Here is a 24,956-nt window from a genome sequence, read left to right as displayed (position 1 = left end):
CTGCATGCCATTGATTTTCTACTGTAATTTGTGTGTATAAGTAGAATGTTTAGAGTGTTAGTAATCTTCTCTTATGGAAAAGGGTTTTGTATTGTAGGCTATTGCATAGTTGTGTATATGCCAGTGAAGAAACTGTTAATTAATTGTTAGTATCTGGTATCAACAAGTAATTCACAAATTAGTTTGACATTATTCACATGCTTATTAAACATTTGACAACAGTTTTCTTGATAAATCTGATCTAAGAACGTTTTGGCTATTACAGGAAGCAGACTGAGTAAAAAAAGAACTTTGATAGAAAAAATAGCATATGGGGCTTTCCTATTTTTTTTCAAAAGGGTCCGCATGTTAAAGAAGTGTGCAACCGAAGCGTTGATGAAAGATCTACCGGACCTTAGTATATTTAATGGCCTGCTGAAGTTCCACGATTGCAATATAATTGACATAATGACTCCACGTACGGAAATATGCGCAGTAGACATCGAGTCAAGCAGACATGAGATAATAAAAAAGGTAAAAGGTACTTGCCTCACCAAAATATTAATCTATAAGAATAATTTTGATAACGTAATAGGTTTTTTTTATATAAAGGACGTTCTCTTTAGTGAGAATAAGAATTTTAATCTAAGGAGCCTCATACAAAACGTGATATTCGTTCCACCATCAATGAAGACTACTAGTCTTTTTATTAGGATGAGATCCTCTAAGTCATACTTAGCTGTTGTATTGGATGAATATGGTGGAACTGACGGTTTAATTTCAATGACTGACCTTATGGAGGAATTAATACCAAATATTAGTAGTGAAAACGAGCCTTTTGAACATGTCATTGTTAAATTATCCCAAAATAAATATGAAGTATCAGCAAGGGCTCCTGTAAAGGATATAGAAGAAAATTTGAAAATAGAATTACGTGATCCTGAAGAAGATTATGCTACACTTGGTGGCCTAATTCTTTCGATCGCTGGTAGAGTGCCTTCTGTAGATGAAATCATTGAATACAAAAGTGGCGTGAAGTTTGTCATAAAAGACGCAAATGAGCGCTATATCAACAAGGTAATATTGGACTTGAGTGATTACGAGAGCTAGATCAATATTTCCTGCAAGGGATATAATGTTAGGGTAGATTCTAGATGTAATATGCTCTGGCTTGGATCTTAAGGTGAACCCTTCTGCAAGCCATATAGCTTTGCCTAGCTATATTTAGGTAGCTGGGAAAGCCCATTTTACAGGCCTTAAGAACCCTTATATGGGGATGTTTTAGACCTAAAATTTATCCTTAATCTTTATTTAAGTGACAAAAGCACATTATTAAACTAGGTGTGTTATGTTTAATTTTTCTTATATAGACACTCCATGTCTTTATAAATTTTTATCTACGTTAGCTGAATCTCGCTTATTAAGTAATGTAATAAGCGCCAAGTTTTTGAGAGAACAGTAAACAACTCACATTGCATTGTTCTTTTTGTCTTTATTTAAGAATTAGTTCAAAAATCAACTAATCTTCTTTTTTTATAAAGAAATTATTTGAAAAACTTCTGCATTACCCTTATCGTGACGTTATGGATATTTATAATTCCAAGGTTGACTACTTACCAAGCATATAAGACATTAATGTCAAGTTCCTACAAGAGATATCACTAGGTTTTTTTTACCTTTTTTCTACTTATTAAATTTCTTATAACCGTTCACGGAGATAAGGGATTTACAAAGTGATTGTAAAAGTGTAAAGACATGAGAAGCTAAGTATAGAGTGGGTATGATAACAGGGCTGCAGAAAAGATTGTGGCGTACAAATCAAAAAACGCTAATCTCAAAGAAGAAATAAAGGCTCTGATTATAGAAAATGATGGCTTAAAAGCAAAAATAATTGAGCTAGAAGATAAACTGGGTCTGAACTCAAAAAGTTCATCTCTACCACCATCGCAAGATATATATCGCAAAAAAACAAAAAAGAAAAGTGATAAAAAACCAGGAGGTCAGCCAGGGCATAAGGTATATAAGTGAGATTTGATGGTAGCAAATATAGTAGTAGACTATACAATTTTATCAGGTTTGTGTGTGTGGAAATAAGGTTGTTTTAGAAGATGAAATTGTCCATTAAAAGGTAGAATTACCAGAAATCAAACCAATCGTAACTGAGTACAGGTTGCAAAGAAACTATTACAGAGCTTGTGATAGGAAGGGTTCAGCTAGTTTAACCATGGGGGTTTCAAGAGGTCCTCTAGGGTTCAATGCTAAAACAACAATTAGCAGCCTAAGTGGCTTTTTTATTAACTCGAAAAGAAAAGTACAACAAATTTTAAGCAGTATATTTAACCTCAATATAAGTCTTAGTTTAGTATCAAAGACTGAGCACAGAGTATCAAAAGATGCGCATCTGAATATGAGAAAATGAAGGAAGAATTGAAAGAAACCTGCATATAGATGAAACATAGCACAGAAATCAAGGAGAAAGAGGCTGGGTTGGGTAATAACAACAAAGCGCTCTGACACTTCTAAAGATGACCGAGTCTCGTGGCAAGAAGGTGTTGCAAAGTTTACTGCCAGAATACAATGGCATAGTTGTAAGCAACAATACGCTGCGTACAATTATTTTAGTTTGAAAATAGATAGATATGTTGGACACATTTGACAAGAGATTTTCAAAGATTTGCGTATAGTAAAAATATTGAAGTGAGCAAAATTGGCCAGGCGCTCAAGTCACTCAATAACAGAGTATTTGTGGTACAAAAGCAAAAAAATAAAATTTGGTAGATGATTTACGATTTTATCAACTAATGTAAAAATTTTGAAAAAGGGTAGAACATCTTTTGTGTAAAATGACTAGGGTTATAAATGGTACTCAAACTTTGAGGATGGCTGCCAAGATGTTAAGATCTGAGGATATGGAAGTTTTTACGAAAACTTGAAGTGATAGATACAACCAATAACCTTGCAGAACGGTAAATGAGGCGCTATGTAATCTATTGTAAGAACAGCTTTTTCACTTGGTCAGAACGTGGAGAAAGATTCATAAAGATGTTGTCGATATTTTTAACTGTATCCATTCAGCTAAGCGGTGTGAGAGACGATAGATAGGAGATTATGGAAAGGATTTAGCTCCTTTTGTTTCCATGTTAAGTATAATGAAATTACCCATTCAAAAAATGCATTTCTTTGTCCCGATTATGTAAAATATGGATTTTTGTATAAACGATATAATGCAGTGTTTGCCGTTCAGTATGGTTGTTCGTTAGCAGAATGTTTCCTGGTTCATCCAAAAATTTCCACATCGTCCTTTCAACTTCAAAATATTTTTTGCAACTCGAGAGGCTCCAATTGTTTTAGGTAACTGGGATATCTCCTTCAAGTAATACCTTGTGCACTTTCACAATTTTCTGGTACGCCTGACAAATCTTAAAATATCTATCTCATTCTTTAGTAAGGCTCTTTTAGTGCAAATAACTCAGCAGCAACGTTTCTTAAATAACAGGCGAGAACTTTGACTTCTCTGTTACAACTATAGGCTAATCTTTCAAAATCTCTTGATAAATGAGTCCAACAAATCTGTCTCTTTTTATCAGTAAAATAACCGTATGCTGCATACCTGTTAGTTATTACTAAGCTATGACAATTGCAGAATTTACTATTTTTTTAAACTTTCATTCCTCTTAACTCTGTCAACTTTACAAAACTTGCCGTATTACTTGTAAACATCCAGCACTAACTAAGCTTACCTTTATTGTAATGGCTGGTTTCGTCAATATAAAGAACTTTGCTTGTACTTACTTCTTGTTTAATCTGCTAATACATTTCTTCACATTTTGAAGCTATTCTATGTTCACTGTTTGATATGCTACCAACACTTATGTTCACATTGAAAATGTCATTATAATATTCGCTATTCCATATTTCGAATTTTTATAAAACTTGCTGAATGCTGCAATTATCAACTTAACCCTTGGCCTAAATGTGTCTGGTATAACACCTTCCGGTAAGTTGATATTCCATTACATAAGACTCGATCTTCGGAAGATCAACTTGGTGGATGTATGGTTTATCACATAATGAATTTTTTGAATTTAAACCGAGCTTTTCCTTTAACTCAGCATTTTCTATCTTCAAAGTCTTGTTCTCTGCCTTTAGACTTTCATTCTCTCTTTCCAATCTTTCTATTTTTGTTTCTAACTTTGCTATTTTCTGCTCCAGACTTCTGTAAAGTTCTAAAAGATTTACCATATTACCTCACTTTTGCTCTATCGTTATCTTTTATACTACCTTGTCTATCTTATTTTGCTACTCCGCTGAATGGATACGTAAATTTCTAAAACGTTTATGGCTAGAGCTTAGTTGCGATAAAAAACAGCTGAGTCGCGGTTATTAAGTATTTAAGATATAAAAAAATGCAATGTTTCTAAATAGATATTAACCAGAGTTTCTTTTGCCCTTTTTTCTATTTGGTAAATTTCTTAAATATTAAAGTAACTTAAGAGCAGTGGCATTATAAAACACTAATATTTAAAATAATAACTATTTGTTTTTTCTAGGTCATGTAAGAAGTCTATTCCACTGTGCTATTATGTACTTAAATTAGGGTAAAAAAAATTAATATAGCTGGTTTAAAACTGTACTAAAACGATATGCGGGAGTGATGAGACTTGAACTCACGACCTCATGCGTGACAGGCATGCGCTCTAACCAACTGAGCTACACCCCCTGCTTCCTTTTAGTATTATTAACTTTAAAGTTAATAAATGTGCTGCCTTTTGTCAATATTTTTTGTTTGCATTTTGTTGTCTTTTATATTACCATGTAAATGATTTAATTTCACACATGGCTCATGCAAGTAGTCCTAATTAAAGGTTGTGCCATGGAGGGTAAACTATTTGGGGGATGAATATGGCAAATTTGCCTGAAGTTACTGTACGTGATTTAGCTAGGTCTGGTGTGCATTTTGGTCATAAAATTAGTCGCTGGAATGCAAAAATGGCTCCATATATATATGGAGTGCATCAAGAAAATCGTATACATATAATTGATCTGCGGAAAACATTACCATTGCTACAGGCAGCCATGAAAGTTTTGTATAATGTTGCATTTCAGGGTGGTCGTATTCTGTTTGTTGGTACAAAATTTCAAGCTCTGGATATTATTGCAAGTGAAGCGATTCGTTGTGGTCAATATTACGTAAATTATCGATGGCTCGGTGGTATGCTTACTAACTGGGGAACTATTTCTTCTTCGATAAAGACACTAGTTCAATATGAGAAGGTACTGAATGCTGAAAATAGCATTTTAACGAAGAAAGAATTAGGAAATATTGAAAAAAAAAGGCAGAAACTTGATAAGGCGCTGGGTGGTATCAGAGAGATGGGAGCAGTTCCAGATGTTTTATTTATAATTGATACTAATAAAGAGCACATTGCAGTCAAAGAGGCTGAAAAATTAGAAATTCCGGTAGTTGCAATACTTGATACTAATTCTGATCCAGATGGTATTACTTATCCTATACCGGGAAATGATGACTCAAGAAAATCAATAGAACTCTATTGTAGACTGGCTGCTGACTCTATATTAGCTGGAATGGAATCTAGTTTGGCAAGATCTGGAGTTAAAGTTGGTGATATAAAAGATGAAGAGTTTATTCAAGAAAAAGGAGATAGTATTATACGAACTAAAAAGGGGCGTAGTAAAGTTTATAAAGAAGATGAAAAGGAGGTAGTAACGAATGAAGATGAATCCAGATAATATAAGAGAACTACGTGACAGGACAGGGCTTGGTTTGAGTGATTGTAAAAAAGCTTTAGAGGAGTGTAGTGGTGATATTAAGGAAGCTATTGGCAAATTACGTGCAATAGGACTTGCTAAAGCTGATAAAAAGATTGATAGGGTAGCTTCAGATGGACTAATTGCTATGCATTTGGCTGAAAGCTGCGGTGTGTTAATTGAATTGAATTGTGAAACTGATTTTGTTGCAAGAAATGAGAAATTTATAGAATTAATTTCAAATTTAGCGTCGATTGCTTACCAAGAACGCTGTACTAGCATTGATAAGTTAAAAAATGCTAAGTATGAAGGTGTTGGCACAGTGCAGGAAGCTATCATGAATGGTACATCGGTTCTTGGTGAAAAATTGGAACTAAGTAGACTTTGTTACCTAGAAGCTAAAGACGGAGTTATTGCTGGTTATGTTCATGGTGATGTGCGTGGCTTAGGTAAGACTGGTGCTTTGGTTGCATTGCGATCATCTGGCGATAAGTCAAAGTTGCAAGAGGTTGGGAAACAAATAGCAATGCATGTAGTTGCTATGAAACCTGAAGCTCTTTCTATAGATAACTTAGATCAAACAAAGATGAACAATGAGCGTTCTATAATTGAAGAGCAAGTAAAAGGCTTAAATAAATCTGAAGAAGTGACGAAAAAAATAGTAGATGGCCGAATGGCTAAGTACTATGAAGAAGTTATTTTACTAGAACAAAAGTTTATAAAGGATGATAAAATGAAAATTTCTGATTTTATGAGGTTAAGTGAGTCTAGTGTGAATTCTCCAGTTGAATTGTCTGATTACAAGTTGCTTGTTTTGGGTAGTAAAAATTAAGTAGTTAAAAATGCATGCCTCAACGGGTAAAGGAAGTAAAATAAAGTACTCCAGGGTGTTATTTAAAATCTCTGGTGAGGCTCTGATGGGATCTCGGCCTTTTGGCCATGATATGGAGCTCATAGATCAATTGTGCAAAGATATATCTGATATTTACAAGCTTGGAGTTCAGGTATGTATTGTTGTTGGTGGCGGTAATATCTTTCGTGGTGCATCCGCATCTTTGAGTGGTTGTGAAAGAGCGAGTAGTGATTATATTGGAATGCTTGCAACTATAATAAATGCTTTAATTTTACAAAATTTTTTAGAGAAAAATTCAGTAAATTCTAAGGTACTCTCTGCAATACCTATGGTCACTATATGTGAACCTTATATAAGGAGGAAAGCTATTCATCATTTAGAAAAGGGTAGAGTAGTGATCTTTGCAGCAGGCACAGGTAATCCATTTTTTACTACAGATACAGCCGCAGCTTTACGTGCTGTTGAAACAAATTGTGATGCTATCCTAAAAGGTACACAAGTAAATGGTGTATACTCTGCTGATCCGAAAAAAAATGAGGATGCTGTAATGTATGATAGACTTTCTTATATGGATTTATTGACTCGTGATTTAAAAGTCGTGGATGCATCAGCAATCTCACTTGCGCGTGAGAATTCTATTCCAATTATAGTTTTTTCTTTGAAAGAAGAAAAAATAGTCAATATCGTTAAAGGTCACGGTACTTACACCATAGTTTCAGATTGTGAATGATAGGTAATTTATGTTAAAAGAAATAAAAACTAAAACAAAAGAAAGGATGCTGAAAACTATTCAATCTTTTTATAATGATATTAAAGGTATACGTACTGGTAGAGCTAGCGCGTCATTACTTGATGGAATAGTTGTAAATATCTATGGTGGACATCAAAAACTAAATCAAGTTGCAGGTGTTTCAGTTACAGACAATAAAACCCTGTTAATTAAAGTTTGGGACATTGGCGTTATAGGTGAAGTAAAAAATGCTATATTAAATGCTAATCTAAATTTAAATCCTGTTGTTGAGGGTAATACCATACGTATAGTTCTTCCAGACCTAACGCAAGAGACCCGTGAGAGATTAGTAAAGTTATTGCACCAGTTTGCTGAGAACGCACGGGTTGCCATTAGGAATATACGCAGAGATATTATGGAAGAAATAGAGAGAATGCAGGAAAATAAAAAAATCTCAGAAGATGATTTTCATAACGCTAAAAAGGAAATACAAAATATTACTGACGATAATATTAAAAAAATTGATGGTGAATTATCTATCAAAGAAAAGGATATACTGAATTATTAAGTGAATATGAAGGTAGTGAATGATATCATTCCAGTGCTTGACAGTGGAGTCCAGTCTTTACCACACAACTATTTGATGTACTCGTTTAAAATCAAATTTTCTGGATCCCAGTGTCTGGGCACTAAAATGACGTCTTCTAGGTACCAACTGAGGTCGAGAAAATTTCATTTAAATCAGAACTAGGTAAGCTCTAAATGTTGAACCTCGAATCTCTACCGAAACATTTAGCAATCATTATGGATGGTAACAGTAGGTGGGCAAACAGTCAAGGAAGGGTAAAAATTGATGGTTATAGAAAAGGTAGTGAAGTTGCATATGATATTGCTAAGCATTGTATAGCCCTAGCCATACCCTATTTAACTTTGTACGCGTTTTCCATGGAGAATTGGCTTAGACCTAAAGAAGAAACTGACTGTCTATTTGACTTATTTTACTCTATTCTAACTGATAGAGATAAAGTTAATTTCTTTCACAACTATAACATTAAATTGAATTTTGTTGGTAATTTAAGTTTATTGCCTGGAAAAATACTTAACCAGATTAAAGAATCAGAAGAAATGACACGTAAGAACGATGGTCTATTGCTTACTGTAGCAGTCAGCTATGGAGCAAAACAAGAAATTATACACGCTGTGAGAAATATCACGAGAAAAAATATTGATTGTGTATCAGAAGACGAGTTTGAGAAATTTCTATATACTAAAGATCTACCAAAGTTGGATTTATTAATTCGCACTGGTGGTGAGAAAAGGTTAAGTAATTTTTTGTTGTGGCAAGCAGCTTACGCTGAATTGTATTTTTGTGATACTTTATGGCCTGATTTTTCTTGTCAAGATTTGAGCAAAGCACTAGAGGATTATACGAAAAGGGAGAAAAGGTATGGTAGATAACAATTTTATAATTAGAATACTATCTTCAGTAGTAATATTGTTCATATTTTCTTTTTCGACATACTTCAGTGATTTATCATTTTACCTATTGATTTTTTCGATAGCGGTTTTGTCTTCCTTTGAATGGTATAACCTAACTCAGGGAAACAGAATCTTGTATGTTTTCGCATTGTTATTGATTGCACTACCAAATGCCTCATTAATATATTTATACAACCTACCGCAAGGAAAGTACGCGTTAGTATGGCTCATCTTAACCATTTGGAGCATCGATATTACTGCCTATCTGTTTGGCAAGAATTTTGGTGGGGCCAGAGTTTGCCCAATTATTAGCCCTGGCAAGACTTGGTCAGGATTTCTTGGCGCAATCTTGGCTGGAATAGTGTGCACAATTTTTGGATCAATACTTTTTGGCCTATTTTCAATTTTATATTCTCCAATCATTGGATTTACAATTGCTCTTCTAGCACAACTTGGTGATTTTACTGAATCACTCATCAAAAGAGTTTACAATGTTAAAGATAGTGGAAGTATAATACCCGGCCATGGAGGGATACTTGACCGCATGGACAGTTTCATTTTCACTTCTCCTCTTATTGCTATCTATATAAGTTAACTGACTTAAAAAATGAAGTACTATTAAAACTCATCCTTAGCCATTATTCCCTCCTTAACTGCTTCTACAGTACAGTCATGGACAAACGTTTTTTCACAATAAGGACAGGCTATTTCCTCCTCTTCTCCCATATCTAAGTATATTAATGGGTGACCAGAACCCTCATTGTTTCCATCACCATGACAACAAACTTTTCTTTTGTTAACCCTCACTTCTGCCATGTTGCTCCTTTAGTTTATAATATTTTATATATTGAATATATACGTTTGAGAATAGAAAATAAATACTATTATTCACTTCCTATCCTATTCAAATTAATCAACTCTTTCTGAACACCCACTGACACAAATTTGCTAACACTTTCTCCTAATCTTGCTATTTCTTTTACAAAACTTGATGAGATAAACTGAGTATCCTCAGAGGCAGGAAGAAAGATGGTTTCAATTTCAGGAAGAAGCTTGTAATTTACCCAACTCATTTGGAACTCATAATCAAAATCCGATACTGCTCTTAATCCTCTAATGATAACAGAAGCGTTCTGCTCTTTGGCAAACTTCACTAATAGCCCGTTAAAAGATACAACATCTACGTCAATTTCTAATCTTTTAATTTCGTTTTCGGCCATGCTTGTGCGTAGCTTTGCATCGAAAGTAGTATGCTTATTAATATTTTCTGCAACGCCGATGATTAATCTATCTACTAGTTTACATGCTCTTTTTATTATGTCAATATGTCCAAAAGTGATAGGATCAAATGTGCCTGGGTAAATACCTATTCTGTTATTAATGTTCATCCTTTATTTTTATATAAATTGCTTTAAAAACTTTTAATAGACATAATAACATTTTTTATCTAAAAATGAAAGCATACAGTTGGCCTGATAGCTCAGTTGGTAGAGCAAAGGACTGAAAATCCTTGTGTCGCTGGTTCGACTCCTGCTCAGGCCACTTTCCCTTTCTTGTCAAAATTACTATTTTGTTGTAAAATGTTCTATAATATGTTATTATGTTAATATAAATCTTAAAGAAGTAAATCATAATGTATCAATATTATAATAGAATATTTAATATTCTATTAATTATAGTTCTATTATTAAGTAATGTCACTTATGCTGACGCTAGTGAAAGTATGCATCAAATAGGCAGCGACATAGTGGTTGGTTTGTTGAAAACAGAAAAAGAAACATATCCGCATGAGCTTGGCTTGTTTCAAAGTATCTACGAGATGTTCAATAGTTTTGGAGTTAGAACCGTATTCATCGACTGTAATAAAATAATCAACCTTAAAAAAATCCAAGAAGAATTACTCAGCCTTTTAAAACAAGACGAGATGCTGGCAAAAAAGTTGATATTAGACCGAATAAAAATTGAAATTGGGCAATTCATTAAGGGGCACAAAATAAATAGAATATTTATTCCGGAGAACTATTACAATTTACATTCAGAACCCTTTCCGCCTACTCCTTGTTGCCAGCTTGTTACTGAAGCGATTGTGAAAATAGTCGATGATAACCCTACAATTCATTTGCTTAGCATATGTGGAGGTTTACAAGGAATTATGAGTGCAAAAGGAATTGAAGTAGTGCACGTGGAAAACTTTGTAAGCGATGAAGAACAGCGAAGATCTCATTTGAAATCTGCACCTAATCCACAGCAAGAGGATGTAACTTTCCAGCAGATAAAGATTGTTCCAAATAGTCATTTAGCAAAGGTAGTAGCTAAATTTTTATTACCCGATAAAAATGGCTGGTTTTCAACATGTTTTCCAGATGCTCATTCAGGGACAGTGAACAATAGGCCAGAAAACAGAAGGAAATTAGAATTGCTTGGATATAAAATTGCAGCGTTTTCCAATGATGGGGTAATAGAGGCTATTGAAGATAAGCATGGTAATATTTACTTTCAGAGTCATCCAGAAGCCCTTGTTGTAAAGTCGGATAAAAACCTCCATTTATCCAATCACAAGGCACGCCAGGTTTCAACACTGGTTGCTATGGCAATTATAAATGATTTCCTCTATCGTGCTTAATGGGCATTATAAACGCTTTGGTTAAAGCTTTAATAATCAATAAAAATGTATAAACACATTTATCGGTTATCAGGCTTCTTGCATAGCTACCTGTTATTCAAGTAGCCTCTCCCTGTCATAAAAGTAGCTGACACTGGCGTTCAGCTTCACTACATAATTTTTTCATGTGAATATCTCTATTTCTTGGTTAATTAAATCATACTAGATTCCAGTGTCAAGTATGTGGATATTGTAACATCGATGTTTAATGGTAAACGATGTCATTCCAGTGCGTGACACTAGAATCTTAGTAAATTTATTTACTATTTTCTATCATTCTATGGTTTTCCAGTATGAGAAGCTAGTATCACGCGCTGGGATGTTGGCAGCCACAAATATTAAGGAACTCACCAAGCAGGAAAAAAAGCAAAAGAAACCCTAGTGATATCTCTTGTAGGAACTTGACATTAATGTCTTATATGCTTGGTAAGTAGTCAACCTTGGAATTATAAATATCCATAACGTCACGATAAGGGTAATGCAGAAGTTTTTCAAATAATTTCTTTATAAAAAAAGAAGATTAGTTGATTTTTGAACTAATTCTTAAATAAAGACAAAAAGAACAATGCAATGTGAGTTGTTTACTGTTCTCTCAAAAACTTGGCGCTTATTACATTACTTAATAAGCGAGATTCAGCTAACGTAGATAAAAATTTATAAAGACATGGAGTGTCTATATAAGAAAAATTAAACATAACACACCTAGTTTAATAATGTGCTTTTGTCACTTAAATAAAGATTAAGGATAAATTTTAGGTCTAAAACATCCCCATATAAGGGTTCTTAAGGCCTGTAAAATGGTCTTTTATATTCAATAAAAAACTAGAATAAAATAAAGAACTCTAAAGTGTACGTCCAATAGCACTGTCTATAAGAGAAATTGTATTATTTACTCCATAAAGTTTAATAAAAGATCCCATTCTTGGGCCGGTTTTTTGGCCAAGTAGCGTTTCATACAGCAACTGAAACCAATCACGTAAATTGTTGTAATTGTGTTTTTTCCCAATGGAAAAGATCTGAGATTGAATTTCTTCAGCAGTGGCTGTAATAGGCAGGGAATGCAGGATGTTCTTTAGATCTAGTAACGCTTCTTTCTCTTTTTCATTTGGAGCTTTATATGCTTTTGTTGGCTTAACAAAGTCGTGATAATATCTAACTGCAAAATCTGAAAGCCTGTCTAGCATCTTATTACTTTCTGGTGTAACGTTCGGTGTATAAGTGGATATAAAACCCCAAAGAATCTCTTTGTTTTTAGCGTTACAAGCTGCTGCTAGGTTTAAGAGCAATGAGAAATTTATACCTGAAGTTTCCACGTTTGGAACTTTACTCTGGTGGATATGCCAGGCAGGATTATTTATATCCTTCTCTTTGCCTTCATTGTAACGCTTAACAAACTCTAAATATTCATCAGTTGATTTTGGTATTACATCAAAATATAGACGTTTAGCTTTTTTAGGGCTCTGAAAAATGTATAACGCTAAGCTCTCTGTTGGTGCATAAGTTAACCACTTCTCAATTGAAATGCCATTTCCTTTTGATTTTGATATCTTCTTTCCTTCTTTATCAAGGAAAAACTCATAGCAAAACAAAAGCGGTGGCTTTTCTCCAAGTATTTTACATATTTGACTTGAAAGCACAGCAGATGGAGTCAAATCTTTGCCATGAGCTTCATAATTGACTCCAAATGCGGCCCATCTCATTCCCCAATCCGGTTTCCATTGCAATTTACATCTGCCTTTTGTCACCGGGATTTCTATTTTTTCTCCATTTTGGTCCTTGTATGTGATTGTTCCTTTATCTGTATTCCTTTCAATTACTGAAACTTGTAAAACTTGAGAAGTTTCCAGACATATAGGCAAAAATGGACTATATGTCTGCTGTCTTTCTTCTCGGAATGATGGAAGCATTATATCCATCACTTTATCGTAATTTTTCAGCAGGAGCAAAAGTTTTTCATCGTAAATACCAGACTTGTAACACTCTGTAGCACTTCTAAATTCGTATTCGAACTCGAATAGATCAAGAAACTTACACAACAGCGAATTCATATGATGGCCATAACTTTCATGAGTGCCAAATGGGTCAGGTATCATAGTCAACGGCTTGTTTAAATGTTCTCTTAGCATTTCCTGATTTGGTATATTATCTGGTATTTTCCGCAAACCGTCCATATCGTCGGAAACTGCAATAATTTTGGTTTTTATTTCAGGAGCTATTTTTTTCAGTGCATTTGCAACAACTGTAGTACGGAAGACTTCTCCAAAAGTACCAATATGCGGCAAACCCGAAGGCCCGTAGCCAGTCTCAAATATTATCTCTTTTTTATCAGGAAATTCTTGCAATACCTTTTCTACTTCCTGAAACGGCCAGCTTATCATTAAGATTAAATTAATCATCTTACCTAAAATACCGCTCATTTCAATGGATTTTTAATTAATGATGTAGTATTAGTGTTAGAGCTATTAGTGAGAAGGGTATATATGTCCACAGGCAGCATACAAACAGATCAGTTATTTAAAGGTCTTACACGACCTGCAATGCTTTTTGGTGTGAGTTACATGTTTGCAATACTAAACGTTCTAATTTGTATGTTAATTTTTATCAACTCAAACGATCTTAGAATAATTCTTTTGATGTTACCAGGGATACATGGACTTGGTTATATAGCTTCTGCAAAAGAACCGTTGTTTATTGAATTATTTATGGTAAAATTAGGAAAATGCTCTAAATGTTTGAATCGTTTTTACTATGGAGCCAATTCTTACGACATTACTTAATGTTATGCAATGTTGAAATTCAGAGCCATTCAATCAAAGAATAAGTCTATTCTAAGCAGGGAAGTTCACGCTGCTGAATTTATTCCTTATTCTTGCTATTGGAATAGTACAACCTTGATAACGAAACAAGATTGGTTAGTTAAGTTCATCAAGTTAAGCGGCTTTGCATTTGAAACAGCCGATGACGAAGATCTGGTAATACAAAACAATATCAGAAATCAGATGCTGAGAAGCATTTCATCTCCAGCGTTTGGTCTATATTTTCATACTATCAGACGTAAAAAAAATATTTTTTCTGATGAGTTTGCAAGTCAAAATTTTCCAAACTTTTTTGCTAACCACGTAAATTTAAAATGGAGAGAGAAACACGCAACAAGGCAGTCATTTATTAATGATCTATATATTACAATTATTCGTAGAGCAGACACAAAAGGAGTAGAATTTTTATCGCATCTACTAAAGAAATTTGGACATGTAACTTCAAAACATGCTTGGGAAAGCGATATGCGTGCTACCTATGAAGATTTAGAAGAAACAACGAACCGCGTAATGACAAACCTTAGAAGTTATTCGCCCAAAATTCTTGGAGTAAAAGAAACCCCAAATGGTCTGTTCTGTGAAATAATGGAATTCCTATCTAGGATCGTAAATTGTGGCTTCATTACAAACACACTCCTTCCGCTAAAAACTGAAATATCAAGATACTTACCGGTACATAGGTTATTTTTTGGCCGTAAGATGATACAGGTTGTAACTCATAATGAAAGTAAATACGCTGGAATAGTTAGTATCAAAGAATATGGAAATAATACTTCTGCAGGAATGCTTGACCACTTTTTGCAGCTTCCTTATGAATTTATTATTACACAGTCTTTCCAGTTTACAAATAGACAAATGGCAATTGCCAAAATGCAGATACAGCAAAATCGGATGATACAATCTGCAGATAAAGCTATTTCTCAAATCGCAGAAATTTCTCATGCACTTGATGATGCAATGAGTGGTAGAATTGTATTCGGTGAACATCACTTAACTATCTTATGTATAGAAAAAAGCCCCAAATCATTGGATAATGCTTTATCATTTGTAGAGTCTGAGCTTTCTAATTGCGGTGTTTACCCTATCCGTGAAAAAGTTAACCTTGAACCGGCATTTTGGGCACAAGTTCCTGGTAATTTTGACTATATAGTGAGAAAAGGTACGATAAGCAGTCTTAATTTGGCTGGCTTTGTATCCCAACATAATTATCCTACCGGTAATAAATTCAATAACCACTGGGGAGATGCTGTAACAGTCTTTGACACAACATCTGGCACTCCATTTTTCTTCAACTTTCACATAAGGGACGTTGGACATACTATGATAATTGGTCCAACTGGTGCTGGTAAAACTGTTTTAATGAATTTCCTATGTGCCCAAGCAATGAAATTTTCTCCAAGAATATTCTTTTTTGACAAAGACCGCGGTGCGGAGATTTTCCTAAGAGCACTTGGTGGTATTTATACTCTGATAGAACCAAGAACTAAGACGAATTTTAATCCCCTACAACTTGACGATACTCCTGACAATAGAACCTTCTTAATGGAGTGGATAAAGTCTTTAATTTCAGTATATAATGATAAATTCACTTCTGAAGATATTACACGAGTTAATGATGCAATTGAGGGAAATTTTAAATTAAGAAAAGAAGACAGATTCTTAAGAAACCTAGTACCATTTTTAGGGCTTGCAGGTTCTGATACTCTAGCTGGAGCGATATCTATGTGGCATGGTAATGGCTCTCATGCTGCAATATTTGATAATAAAGAAGATTTGCTAGATTTTTCAAAAGCAAGAGTATTTGGCTTTGAAATGGCTAGCTTGCTCAAAGATCCCATTGCTCTTGGGCCGGTCTTGATTTATTTATTTCACAGGATTAGTATATCTCTTGATGGCACTCCATCTATTATCGTCCTTGATGAGGCGTGGGCATTAATAGATAATCCAGTTTTTGCACCTAAGATAAAGGACTGGTTGAAAGTGCTGAGAAAATTAAATGCTTTTGTGGTTTTTGCTACTCAGAGCGTTGAAGATGCAAGTAAAAGTGCTATTAGTGATACACTTGTACAGCAAACGGCAACACAGATTTTTTTGCCAAATCTAAAAGCTACTAGTATCTATCGGAATGTTTTTATGTTAACTGAACGCGAGTACATACTAATCAAGCACACAGATCCAAGTACTAGATTTTTTTTGGTAAAACAAGGGATTAATGCTGTGGTAGCTAGAATAGACTTAAAAGGTTTAGATGATATAGTTAACGTATTATCTGGACGTGCAGAGAGTGTCATACTGTTACATGATATATTAAAAGAAGTCGGGGATGACCCAAAAGTATGGTTGCCTATATTTTATCAGAAGGTAAAAAATGTTTAAGACTAAGCTGTCATTGCTATTAATTGCAGTATTTTTACTAAATATAGATTTTTTACTCTCATGTCCAGTATTTGCAGACGGAGTAAGTGGTACTGACAAGACGGAATTTGTTAGCAGATTTAGTTCTGCTGGCAGCTTTAGTCGCGCCTCTAACCCTGACTGTGGGGCTTTTAAAACAGCTGCAGCTATTGCAGGAATAGCAATTGCCGTTGGTGCAGTATGGACTGGCATTGTTTTGATCTTCTCTTCCTCTGGCTTATTTACTGCTCTTGTTATCGTTGGAATGATAGCTGCAATTGTTGGGGTCTGGAAAGCGATAGGAGGACTTGTTGTTTGTGAGCATAGTTTTGTTAGACATCCAGTTGCGCGCGATCATGATGGGGAATATAAGGACTTTGCACTATTAGATGGAGGGTATGCGGATTGTACTAATAAGAATTATCAAAAAGAAGATGAGTATTTTTCTTGTTTGCAAAATAAAACTCGGAAAAACGCAAACAAAGAAGACTACGATAGAAAAAGAGCAGAAAGAGAAGCTTTGAACCCCAATGTTCAGAACAATACAGGAAATTATTACTGGCCAAAAAATAGTGTGCAGTATAGTGAATATATAGAAGTATGTCATCGAAACCCCTTAACATTTGGTAATCTTTTTAAAAAGGAAGATTTCGATCGCAGAGGGGAAGATAAGTATATAAACTTTGATGTCAGGGAAAAAGATACTGGATATGTAGATGGATCATGGTCTCCAAAAGTTGACGGCGACCTAGACTGTAAAGTCCTCAAAGCTGGACAGAGTAAAACCATACATGGGTCAACATTTAAAGCACTAAGAAAGATGGGCAGGTTGTGTGTAGAGTTAGCCAGTATTAGTACGCTTGGCATCTCAATGACTCCCTGGCCGCAAGGAGTTGATATGGGATGTACAGAGTTGCCACCTGACCCACTTGCCCCTATGTGTGATGAATCTAAGATGAAATTTAAAAATAAGGGTGGCATAATTATCACAGACCCAAACCCTATTAAGGACCTTCTTAAAGGAAATGAGAGTAAAGATTACAAAACTCTAATAAGGGAAAGGGAAGAAAAAAAGGAAATTTTTGTAGGTTACGACAATAAAGGCTGTTTCAGCTCGTATGTCTCTGAAGCTTGCCACAATCAGGCCGGAAGTAAATCATTAGCTCCTATTCCTATAACTTCTATGATAGTGCAATGCATTAAGGAATCGTTAGATAATTTAGTTGCAGGTAAAGGTACACCAAATGGTGAAAGCTTTATATCTGTAGCACAGGAAAGGCTGAAGAACACCATCACTGCTGTTTTGGTTTTAGCTTTAATATTGTTCTCTATAAAAGCTATGTCTGGTGGAGTTCATAGTCCTCAAGAAATGTATATGTTGATCATTAAATTTGCTTTAGTGATTTACTTCACAACAGGCAATACCATGTCTCATTATTATGGAGAATTAACAAAGCTTTCAAATGGTTTATCAGAGATAGTATTAAAAGCGTCATCTGAAAGTAAAGGTATATGTAATTATGAAGCGAAGGATTACAAAAATGATACAACAAATTACAGTTATCTCGCACCCTGGGATAGGCTTGATTGTAGAATTTTATTTTATCTAGGTGCACCTTTGGATGGAATTGCTGGCAAAATTGGTACTGGAGATGTAGGAATATTGGCTATCTTACTAGGTGCTGCTCCTGCCTTGTTAGTTGCAGGTTCAGTAATCGGTATTATTTGCGCTGGTGGACAAATTTTAGTAGCCCTTGTCGCTATATTCATGGCTATTATGATGATGATGGTTATTTTATGGATGTGCTATGTGTTTATCCTATCCCTCATTGCTTTAAGCATAATCATCATTTTATCACCCTTGTTTATCCCTATGGTTTTATTCCAACACACTAAAGGGTATTTCGATGGGTGGCTAAGAGAATTGATTACCTATAGCCTATACCCAGTTATGCTTTTTGCGTTTTTGTCCTTTATGTTCATAGCATGTGATAAAATCTATTTTAAAAATTTACATTTTGAAAAAGAAGAAAAGATAAAAATATTAGGCAACGAAAAACAGTGGTTTAAGTTGAAAAGTGGTGAATGTGATAAAAATGAAAATACTCTTGCATGCATGATGCAAAATTACAAATGGGAGAAGAGCAACATACTTGGTCTATTTGATTTTACATACATGGAGTTTGGTAATTCTCTCATCGGAGAATTATTAAAATTAGCTCTAATACTGTTCCTGTTTTATCACTTCTTAAACATCCTTCCTGATATGGCTGCAGAACTTTCTGGTAATCACAGGGCGGCACTCGGTTCTGGTGCTACACCTGGAAAAATGATGTCCAAAGCTTTCTCTGTAGCTAAGGCTATTGCTGGAGCTGTTGGTAAAGCTCATTCCGGAGATGCTGCTGGAGCTGCTAAAGAAGCTCAGAAGGCAAGGGATGACTCTAGAGCTCTTGCATCTGGAAATGCTGATGATAAAAGTGGACGATCCCCTGCAACTGTCGGTTCTGAAGCTGCTAATGCTACTGGAGAAGCTATTAGAGGTACTGCTGACGCTGCACAGAGTGCTGCCAGTGAAGCTGCTAACTCTACTGAAAGTTAAAGATGGGTAACAAATGCTTAAATATTTAAGTAACCAGAACTTGGTAAGCTATGCATAAGTTTTTGTTGATATTAGTACTCTTTTTGTTATCTGGTTGTGAAGATCGCTGTATCAAACCAGAGAGCTTATCAAGCTTGCGCGAAAAATTAGATATAGTTTCGACGCAACAGAAGTGGGTCGACTCTGGTGTTTACATTTCAGATAGAATAAAAGTAACGGAAATTAGTATAGTGCCTAGCAAGGTTAATTTTTGTCCCCAGTATGAAGATTTTGCAATTAGTCCTGAAATAGATAATGGTATAGTCCCACGTACATTACCATTTGCGCTTAAAGCAGGTGATTCGATAAGCTTCAGTGTCATTGGAAGTAAAGTGTGTAAAGACAAAAAAGATGATACAATCAGGTATATAAAAATCGATGAAAAGTGTAGAGAGCAAGAAACAGAATATTTTGCACATGTTTTAAATCAAAATGAATGTCAGGCAATATGGCAGGGTGAAAAATATCAGTATACAATATGTCCTAATAAATATATTGTAGGCAACCTACAATGGTTAAGCGGAAAAGAGTACTGGAATCCAAATTTTTCGAAGTTAGATCAAGATGAGGAGGAAATTAAAAATATTATCAACTCTATAAGGCAAGGAGAAAACATAGACTGCAGTAGTCTTTCAAATGATCAGAAAGGTGGGATAGATGCGCGCATTTTAAATTTACTCTGCGGACGTATATGTAAATTTGCTTCTGGCAACGAAAACAAAGGTTGTGTGTATGTTGAATACAATAGTATAGAAGGTAAGATATTCCAGTCCATTAATAGTACTAGTGGTAAATCTATTGATGTTGAAGCTATTAGTAAAATACTAAAGGAAAAGCAGATAAAAACTGATATTGCATTATTAAGTATTAATATGGATGGTGAAAAATTTGAACCCGTTCCAACAGGTGGCATATGTACTAATTGTGATTACAAAATAGATAATGATCATCCAGTACCAAAATTAACTTTTAGGTTAGGTGATAGCAGTGGCAAGGGTGGTTTCAACATAAGAGTAACAAAAAAACATAGCCTAAAAAATAACTTATATATACGCATTTCTGACAAACTTCCTGAGCATAATCCTGGTGAAAATCAGGAGGATATACCTGTGGATGTTAGTGGAGTTCATGATACTCAGTATATGGAAGACTTAAAAGGAAAATTAAAAGGCAAAAGCGGCATCATATATTACGGAATAAGAGATCAAGGTTGCGATTATAAGAAAAATGAAGGTCAATTTAGCATCAACTTGACAATCAAAGAGCCACCTATAAAAACCTTCAGTGCAATATATAATTTTTTTGATGAGAAAGTAAAGACTACGTTTTTTGGCTCTAACTACAAAGACCCTGACGCAATTCATTCTGATACTAGCCTTGGCAAGGCTCTTTACCAGAGTTTCATATCATTGGGCAAGACAAAAACCATTAGATCTACAATAGTATCGCTGTTAGTATTGTATATAATCTTATATACCCTTTATTACTTCTTTGGGTTATCTCATATTTCTATATATGAATTTTTAATTATATGCGTAAAGATAGGAATTATTACCCAGTTGTTGCGGGATGATAGTTGGAATTTTTTCTATAATAATGCATTTTCTATTTTTATTAACATTCCAAAACATTTAATAGAAATAGCAAACTTCAGGGGTACAACATCAAATGTTTTTGAGTTTCTTGATTTACCATTAAATAGATTTTTATCATCACATTCAGTGTTGTTAATAGTATCTCTTATATTTTCTGGCCCTTTGGGCATTGTATCTTTCTGTTTGGTGATTTGGGGTTTAATAACAGTGAGCTCATCTATTTTTAATGCCCTATTTTCTTTTATTACATCCATAGCAATAGTTGTGCTATTACTATCTTTAGCACCTTTCTTTATTATTTGCCTTCTATTTGCGTACACTAGGCAGATGTTTCGCAACTGGGTCAAACACTTGGCAAGATTTGCGATTCATCCAGTAGTGCTTTTAATTTCTATATCATTAATAACTCAAGTTATGGATTACATCATATATTCAGTGTTTGATTTTGAAGTCTGTTCTACATGTATACTTAGTATCAACCTAAAAATTTTTGAATCTTGTATTTTCTACGGGTATGCTTCCAAGTATACACCTAACATCACTGCTATGATGGCTTTTGTTATCCTGGGTCACGCTATGAAAGCCTTAGTTGAAGCTTCTTCGAAAATATCCGACTCATTATTTAGTGTTTATGTAATGAGTGAACCTGGAAAACAATATCAACAGAGTTTTATGAGAACAGTAGGGTTAGACGAGGAAAGCGTTCAAAGAAGAGAAAGAAGCGAAGAAGGGGGTGCTCCTCAACAATCAGGTGCACCAAGCCAAAAAGCCCAAATACCGCAAAGGGCTCCAGTACCTAGAATACCTACAGGAGGAGGCAGCGGTCCGTCATGATAAACAAAAGATTGCTATTATTGATACTATATTTCACAATTACTGGTTGCAACATAGATTGCGTTGAACCTGGGTTGCAGAGCAGAAATACTAGTGTTAATGTGGATGTTCCAGTTCATAAAGCTGATGAAGGTACTGAAATTCATTGGGTTGATTCCGGTCAAGTAATCAGTAAAGGTGAGGAAATCAAATTTACTCTCGATGGATCAATCAATTTTTGTCCTCTTAAAGAAGACAAAAATCCAAGGAAAGTACTTGTCCCTGCTGTATTTTGTGCTGATGGTTCGATACCAAGTTACAGTGATGAATTAATTAATAATTCTGGCCTTAACGAACAAGAAGTGTGTAAAAACGTAGGATTCGGAAACAGCCAATCCTACAGCAAGAGACGTTATGTTGATACTGGAATCAAAGTAAATTTTGGTGATAGGCTAAGATTCAGACTAGTTCCTAGAGAGATAACAATTGATCATGGCAATCCAGGAGGGAAAGGCATCAGTTTTGATGATAATTGTTATAGAACTGAAAAAGGAGATGATAAAGCTACAATAAAAGACATGCTCAATGGAGGAACGTTTTATTGTGAGAACAATGGTAAAAGAATTGCAGAAAAATTTCCACAGCTCAGCAAAGAAAATATGGAAAGAAGAGAAGTGCTGGTTGGAAATGGCTACACTCCATATGATAATAAAGTGCATTTTAATAGAGGCTATATTCAAGATGAAAGCCCATGGATGCACGGTTCGTTGCTCGATTTACGTCGCACTAAAATAGGGTTAAATGAATTATGTGACGGAAAAGACTGCGACTTCAACAAGATACAAAAGCAGAGCTCTACTAAAATAGAGTTAGATCAATTATGCAAAAGAGGAAAATGCGATTCTGACGAAATAAAGAAGTACAGCTCTTATGAGCTTAATTGTTACTATCAAAACGTGTGCTATACTGAGAGGGGTATATGGAATTATAGTTCACATGAAAACAAAGAACGGAACTGTGTTTCTTCTATAAGGTATAATAAATATGATAAAGGGAATAAGTGTGATATGTATTCTTATCTTGAAGAAATTCAAAAGAGACTGAAAAGTACTGAACAAAATAAGCAAGATACTGAGCAAGTTAATAAAAATAATAAAGATAGCGGAGATGAAGATGACGAAGAGGATAAGGATATTTCCAGAGCTGAGGCTCTTGTTGCAAAGATAAGCGATCCAGGTGGTGCAAGCATTCCTGGAAGCGAACGTTATGATATGAAGGATACTGCTAAAGGTACCCAATGTCTTCCGAAAAGAAAAGGAGCACATGAGAACTTGGTGTGCTCAGAGTTAAACGATAATTTTAGGCATTTTTCTTTAAGATTAAACCATGATTATGCAATAGATATGGAAGGTGTAAAACCTAATAGTAGTGTAATGCTTGCTATTGCAGATTATGGTCATTACTACTATAATAGGGGTGGTTACCATGTTGAAGTAACTAGGTCATGTGAGTATATTAATGGCCAAAAACTATATATGTACTTAGGTGATGAGCCACCTAAAGATTTGCGCGGTATAGGAACCAGTGATTTCCAAATAGTAGGAGTAAGAAAGGGAAAAGATGAATACATTATATTAGATGTAATAAGTGGAGAGCATTTTCGGGACGGAGAATCTAAAAAGATATATTTTGGTATTGATGTAAGAAGTGCAGAGAAAGATGATATTACAGACAAAAATGGCAGATATTATGAAAACAATAAGTATATTGTAACCTTATTTATAAAAAGAAAGATTAACGATTTTATTTCATCAAATATAAACAAAATATTTAATTTTATAAAAAAAGAAGTAATTGGCGACAGCGTTAAAGTTTCGTATGAAGGATATACAAAAAGTCTCCTTCAAGGAGTAAGAGCTTTGCTTACTCTATACGTTATATTTACTGTTGTTGGCTATATGCTTGGAACAATACAGCTAAGTAAATTTGACTTTATTATAAGGATGATGAAGATAGCATTTATAGCTTTTGCCCTTAGTGACAGAAGTTGGGAACTCTTTGGCATGACTTTATCTAAACTTTTTATGGATGGTAGCACTTATCTAGTTGATAGTTTCTCTGGCTACATAGGAGAGGGAAGTGAAAGATTTGCATTCTTAGACTTAACAGCGGGAGTATTATTCACAGGGGAGACTTGGTTAAAGTTTCTATCATTAATGCTCGCTGGTCCTTTTGGTTTCGTAACTTTCCTGATAATACTCCATGCTAGTTTTACATTCTTACAATGTATTATTAGTGCTACATTTAAATATGTAATATCTACTATTCTAGTAGCGTTTTTGCTGTCATTAACACCTTTATTTATTATATTTATTTTATTTCAACAGACTAAATCTCTGTTTGACAACTGGATAAAAACTCTGGCTCATGTTGTAGTGCAACCAGTAGTCTTATTTTCATCTTTATCTATTTTAAACCAATTGATGTATTCAGCCTTGTATAACCTCACGAATTTTTCTGCATGCTACCAATGCTTAATTAGCGTAAATTTCTTATCGTACGATCTTTGTATTATGAAATCAATACTGCCTCTTGGATACAATCCTGGTACTAGCGTTGATGTTGCACTCAACACCGGAGAAAGAACTGGTGGACACTTTGCAGCATTGCCTATAGATCTAATCCAGGCATTTATATACCTAATTATTGCTGGCACAATGGAAGTTTTTGTTGGTGCATCAGAAGCTGTAGCGCAAGCGATATTTGGCGCCGGTTATGGAATTATAAATGGTGTGAGTAATGTTGCCAGTAGTGCATCACAATCTATATTGTCAACTGTTGGCCTTGATCGTGATACTCAAGGAAATATTAAACGGATTAGAGGAGCTATACATAAAGATCCAGCAGAAATTAAAGCTCAGCTTCCAACGCCCAAGGAAAGCCAAGCTGAGAAATTATCAGACGTATCAAACAAAGAAAAACCTGATGATGGGAAAGATGCAAAGAAAAAGCAAAAACAAACTGAGGAACAACTAAAAGCACCGAGCAAAAAAAAACGCAGTAATCAAGAAGATTCTGGTGAAGCAACAAGCACTTCTAGTGATGATCACCAATCTAAGGAGGATGAGAAAAAGAATTAGAAGGAGAGGATATGATTATCATGTAGTAACTAATTAAAAAGATGTTTTAAATAAAGTTTTAGAAATTTATTTCTATATTTGGAAAAAG

The 24,956-nt window shown here is 34.7% G+C and carries 17 protein-coding genes, 2 tRNA genes and 1 pseudogene; 15 read left to right on the top strand and 5 right to left on the bottom strand.

Annotated features, from left to right (window positions below; translation table 11 throughout):
* The first annotated feature begins 273 nt into the window (after positions 1-273).
* A complete protein-coding gene (locus WBM_RS04960) occupies positions 274-1,089 on the top strand; it encodes a transporter associated domain-containing protein (protein WP_041571602.1) in 816 nt (271 codons plus the stop codon).
* Positions 1,090-1,785: 696 nt separating this feature from the next.
* Positions 1,786-2,007 carry a DUF6444 domain-containing protein gene (locus tag WBM_RS06685; RefSeq protein WP_083750408.1) on the top strand — a complete coding sequence of 74 codons (222 nt, stop codon included), beginning with the start codon at positions 1,786-1,788 and terminating at the stop codon, positions 2,005-2,007.
* 1,047 nt (positions 2,008-3,054) lie between these two features.
* Here WBM_RS06685 and WBM_RS04950 read toward each other — a convergent pair.
* Both WBM_RS04950 and WBM_RS04945 read right to left on the bottom strand, forming a co-directional pair.
* A pseudogene (locus tag WBM_RS04950) lies at positions 3,055-4,221 on the bottom strand (IS66 family transposase).
* Positions 4,222-4,625: 404 nt separating this feature from the next.
* Positions 4,626-4,699, bottom strand: a tRNA-Asp gene (locus WBM_RS04945).
* 182 nt (positions 4,700-4,881) lie between these two features.
* On the opposite strand from WBM_RS04945, the gene rpsB reads away from it, so the two are divergent.
* The 6 genes from rpsB (at position 4,882) to WBM_RS04915 (ending at position 9,405) form a co-directional block, all read left to right on the top strand.
* Complete coding sequence (gene rpsB, locus WBM_RS04940; protein WP_041571601.1) at positions 4,882-5,730, top strand: 30S ribosomal protein S2; 849 nt, start codon at positions 4,882-4,884, stop codon at positions 5,728-5,730.
* Positions 5,711-6,580, top strand: coding sequence for a translation elongation factor Ts (tsf, locus tag WBM_RS04935; RefSeq protein ID WP_011257004.1), 870 nt, complete (start codon positions 5,711-5,713; stop codon positions 6,578-6,580). The genes rpsB and tsf overlap by 20 nt, the downstream gene beginning before the upstream one ends.
* A gap of 10 nt (positions 6,581-6,590) precedes the next feature.
* Complete coding sequence (gene pyrH / locus WBM_RS04930) at positions 6,591-7,331, top strand: UMP kinase (protein ID WP_011257003.1); 741 nt, start codon at positions 6,591-6,593, stop codon at positions 7,329-7,331.
* A gap of 10 nt (positions 7,332-7,341) precedes the next feature.
* Positions 7,342-7,899: a ribosome recycling factor gene (gene frr / locus WBM_RS04925; protein ID WP_011257002.1), complete on the top strand. Its 558-nt coding sequence runs from the start codon at positions 7,342-7,344 to the stop codon at positions 7,897-7,899.
* 194 nt (positions 7,900-8,093) lie between these two features.
* Entirely contained in the window at positions 8,094-8,789 is a 696-nt protein-coding gene (uppS, locus tag WBM_RS04920) for a polyprenyl diphosphate synthase (RefSeq protein WP_011257001.1), read from the top strand.
* Positions 8,779-9,405, top strand: coding sequence for a phosphatidate cytidylyltransferase (locus WBM_RS04915; protein WP_011257000.1), 627 nt, complete (start codon positions 8,779-8,781; stop codon positions 9,403-9,405). The genes uppS and WBM_RS04915 overlap by 11 nt, the downstream gene beginning before the upstream one ends.
* A gap of 23 nt (positions 9,406-9,428) precedes the next feature.
* On the opposite strand, the gene WBM_RS04910 is transcribed toward WBM_RS04915, so the two are convergent.
* Both WBM_RS04910 and coaD read right to left on the bottom strand, forming a co-directional pair.
* Positions 9,429-9,626 (bottom strand): zinc-finger domain-containing protein, encoded by a 198-nt coding sequence (locus tag WBM_RS04910; protein WP_011256999.1) that lies wholly within the window; start codon positions 9,624-9,626, stop codon positions 9,429-9,431.
* A 68-nt stretch (positions 9,627-9,694) separates the two neighbouring features.
* Positions 9,695-10,198, bottom strand: a complete 504-nt coding sequence (gene coaD / locus WBM_RS04905) for a pantetheine-phosphate adenylyltransferase (protein ID WP_011256998.1) — start codon at positions 10,196-10,198, stop codon at positions 9,695-9,697.
* 81 nt (positions 10,199-10,279) lie between these two features.
* Here coaD and WBM_RS04900 point away from each other — a divergent pair.
* Both WBM_RS04900 and WBM_RS04895 read left to right on the top strand, forming a co-directional pair.
* Positions 10,280-10,352, top strand: a tRNA-Phe gene (locus tag WBM_RS04900).
* 91 nt (positions 10,353-10,443) lie between these two features.
* A complete protein-coding gene (locus WBM_RS04895; protein WP_011256997.1) occupies positions 10,444-11,433 on the top strand; it encodes a gamma-glutamyl-gamma-aminobutyrate hydrolase family protein in 990 nt (329 codons plus the stop codon).
* Positions 11,434-12,314: 881 nt separating this feature from the next.
* Here the strand turns inward: WBM_RS04895 and WBM_RS04890 are convergent.
* Positions 12,315-13,889: a lysine--tRNA ligase gene (locus tag WBM_RS04890; protein ID WP_041571523.1), complete on the bottom strand. Its 1,575-nt coding sequence runs from the start codon at positions 13,887-13,889 to the stop codon at positions 12,315-12,317.
* A gap of 63 nt (positions 13,890-13,952) precedes the next feature.
* Between WBM_RS04890 and WBM_RS04885 the strand changes: the two genes are divergently transcribed.
* Genes WBM_RS04885 through WBM_RS04865 form a run of 5 tightly spaced genes read left to right on the top strand, consistent with a single transcriptional unit; the run spans position 13,953 to position 24,868 of the window.
* Positions 13,953-14,249: a type IV secretion system protein VirB3 gene (locus WBM_RS04885; RefSeq protein ID WP_011256995.1), complete on the top strand. Its 297-nt coding sequence runs from the start codon at positions 13,953-13,955 to the stop codon at positions 14,247-14,249.
* A 9-nt stretch (positions 14,250-14,258) separates the two neighbouring features.
* Positions 14,259-16,664, top strand: a complete 2,406-nt coding sequence (locus WBM_RS04880; RefSeq protein WP_011256994.1) for a VirB4 family type IV secretion/conjugal transfer ATPase — start codon at positions 14,259-14,261, stop codon at positions 16,662-16,664.
* Complete coding sequence (locus WBM_RS04875) at positions 16,657-19,281, top strand: type IV secretion system protein (protein ID WP_011256993.1); 2,625 nt, start codon at positions 16,657-16,659, stop codon at positions 19,279-19,281. Before WBM_RS04880 ends, WBM_RS04875 begins: the two co-directional genes overlap by 8 nt.
* Positions 19,282-19,331: 50 nt before the next feature.
* Positions 19,332-21,749 carry a type IV secretion system protein gene (locus tag WBM_RS04870; protein ID WP_041571522.1) on the top strand — a complete coding sequence of 806 codons (2,418 nt, stop codon included), beginning with the start codon at positions 19,332-19,334 and terminating at the stop codon, positions 21,747-21,749.
* Positions 21,746-24,868: a type IV secretion system protein gene (locus WBM_RS04865; protein ID WP_011256991.1), complete on the top strand. Its 3,123-nt coding sequence runs from the start codon at positions 21,746-21,748 to the stop codon at positions 24,866-24,868. Before WBM_RS04870 ends, WBM_RS04865 begins: the two co-directional genes overlap by 4 nt.
* Positions 24,869-24,956: the final 88 nt, after the last annotated feature.

It is taken from the genome of Wolbachia endosymbiont strain TRS of Brugia malayi (assembly GCF_000008385.1).
Lineage (GTDB): Bacteria > Pseudomonadota > Alphaproteobacteria > Rickettsiales > Anaplasmataceae > Wolbachia.
Note: the sequence above shows the minus strand (reverse complement) of the source record. Positions and strands in the feature narration are given on the sequence as shown.

What these genes read in the sequence shown, in the direction of transcription:
- rpsB (WP_041571601.1), top strand. Translation starts at nt 4,882, where the DNA reads ATGGCAAATTTGCCTGAAGTTACTGTACGTGATTTAGCTAGGTCTGGT.
- tsf (WP_011257004.1), top strand. Translation starts at nt 5,711, where the DNA reads ATGAAGATGAATCCAGATAATATAAGAGAACTACGTGACAGGACAGGG.
- pyrH (WP_011257003.1), top strand. Translation starts at nt 6,591, where the DNA reads ATGCATGCCTCAACGGGTAAAGGAAGTAAAATAAAGTACTCCAGGGTG.
- frr (WP_011257002.1), top strand. Translation starts at nt 7,342, where the DNA reads ATGTTAAAAGAAATAAAAACTAAAACAAAAGAAAGGATGCTGAAAACT.
- uppS (WP_011257001.1), top strand. Translation starts at nt 8,094, where the DNA reads ATGTTGAACCTCGAATCTCTACCGAAACATTTAGCAATCATTATGGAT.
- WBM_RS04915 (WP_011257000.1), top strand. Translation starts at nt 8,779, where the DNA reads ATGGTAGATAACAATTTTATAATTAGAATACTATCTTCAGTAGTAATA.
- WBM_RS04910 (WP_011256999.1), bottom strand. Translation starts at nt 9,626, where the DNA reads ATGGCAGAAGTGAGGGTTAACAAAAGAAAAGTTTGTTGTCATGGTGAT.
- coaD (WP_011256998.1), bottom strand. Translation starts at nt 10,198, where the DNA reads ATGAACATTAATAACAGAATAGGTATTTACCCAGGCACATTTGATCCT.
- WBM_RS04895 (WP_011256997.1), top strand. Translation starts at nt 10,444, where the DNA reads ATGTATCAATATTATAATAGAATATTTAATATTCTATTAATTATAGTT.
- WBM_RS04890 (WP_041571523.1), bottom strand. Translation starts at nt 13,889, where the DNA reads ATGAGCGGTATTTTAGGTAAGATGATTAATTTAATCTTAATGATAAGC.
- WBM_RS04885 (WP_011256995.1), top strand. Translation starts at nt 13,953, where the DNA reads ATGTCCACAGGCAGCATACAAACAGATCAGTTATTTAAAGGTCTTACA.
- WBM_RS04880 (WP_011256994.1), top strand. Translation starts at nt 14,259, where the DNA reads ATGTTGAAATTCAGAGCCATTCAATCAAAGAATAAGTCTATTCTAAGC.
- WBM_RS04875 (WP_011256993.1), top strand. Translation starts at nt 16,657, where the DNA reads ATGTTTAAGACTAAGCTGTCATTGCTATTAATTGCAGTATTTTTACTA.
- WBM_RS04870 (WP_041571522.1), top strand. Translation starts at nt 19,332, where the DNA reads ATGCATAAGTTTTTGTTGATATTAGTACTCTTTTTGTTATCTGGTTGT.
- WBM_RS04865 (WP_011256991.1), top strand. Translation starts at nt 21,746, where the DNA reads ATGATAAACAAAAGATTGCTATTATTGATACTATATTTCACAATTACT.